Source organism: Actinomadura soli, from assembly GCF_005889715.1.
Taxonomy (GTDB): Bacteria; Actinomycetota; Actinomycetes; order Streptosporangiales; family Streptosporangiaceae; genus Spirillospora; species Spirillospora soli.
This window is the reverse complement of record NZ_VCKW01000584.1, coordinates 1-978: the sequence shown is the minus strand read 5'-3', so window position 1 is coordinate 978 and position 978 is coordinate 1. Positions and strand designations below refer to the sequence as shown.

Genomic DNA, 978 nt, shown 5'->3' with positions numbered 1-978 from the left:
CTAGACGAGTAGTTCCGAAGTGATCAGTGGTCGAACGCGGTCAGTGACCGGGTGATGGGCTGGCCGGTGCGGTGGTTGTGCCAGATCGCTGCGGCCATGGCCAAGATGCGCTGGGCGACCCGTACCGCCACGCCCTCGAAGGTGCGCCCGCCATGGCGTTCCAGGTCGAGCTGGCCCTTCAGGGTGTCGTTGACCGACTCGATGAGCTGGCGGACCGGCTTGAGCAGGTGCTCGCCGGGTCGGGCGGGTTCGCTGCGCATCGAGGGCCGCAGTAACTGGACACCGCGAAGGCGCAGGTCGTGTTCGAACCAGCGGGCCCGAAAGCCTTTGTCGGCGATCAACATCAGGCCGGGCCGCTCGGCCGCCAGGTCCGGATCGACGTCCAGCATCGCGGCCACCACCTCGCGTTCGTCGAGTTTGGGGTTGGCCAGCGCCCAGGTGATCGGCATTCCTGAGGGAGTGCAGATCAGGTACAGGCGCAGCCCCCAGAACCAGCGCGAATGCGAGCGGCAGTAGCCGTAGCTTGCCCAGCCCGCAAGGTTGGAGCGCTGAGCGGTGGGGCGGGAACGGCCGCACTCCACGGGGGTGGAGTCGGCGATCCACACATCGTCCAGCCAAAAGTCGGTGTCGGCCGCCAGCATCCGGATGATTCGTTTGACCAGCGGCAACGCCGACCGCAGCCGCTTGTTGTAGCCGGGCCGTTGCGGCAGATAGGGGAACATACCGGCCAGACGAGCATGGGCGAACCGCAGCCATCGGGCCTCGGACGCGCAGCCCAGCAGGGCCTGGGCCACCGCCAGGCACACCAGTTCGGAGTCAGTCAGCAGCGGCGGGCGGCCCAGCCATCGTCTTCCTGCGATCTCGTCGTCGATCTTCACATACAGTGCCGTCAAGAGGGTGTTCAGGTCGGTCGTCACAAACTGATCTTGAACACCCTCGCCACGTCACCGGGCCCAAACTTCGGAACTACTCGTCTAG

At 66.2% G+C, this 978-nt stretch carries 1 protein-coding gene; it reads right to left on the bottom strand.

Going from position 1 to position 978, the window contains the following annotated elements; genetic code table 11:
• Positions 1-23: 23 nt before the first annotated feature.
• Positions 24-917, bottom strand: coding sequence for an IS982 family transposase (locus ETD83_RS41990; protein ID WP_138650792.1), 894 nt, complete (start codon positions 915-917; stop codon positions 24-26).
• Positions 918-978: the final 61 nt, after the last annotated feature.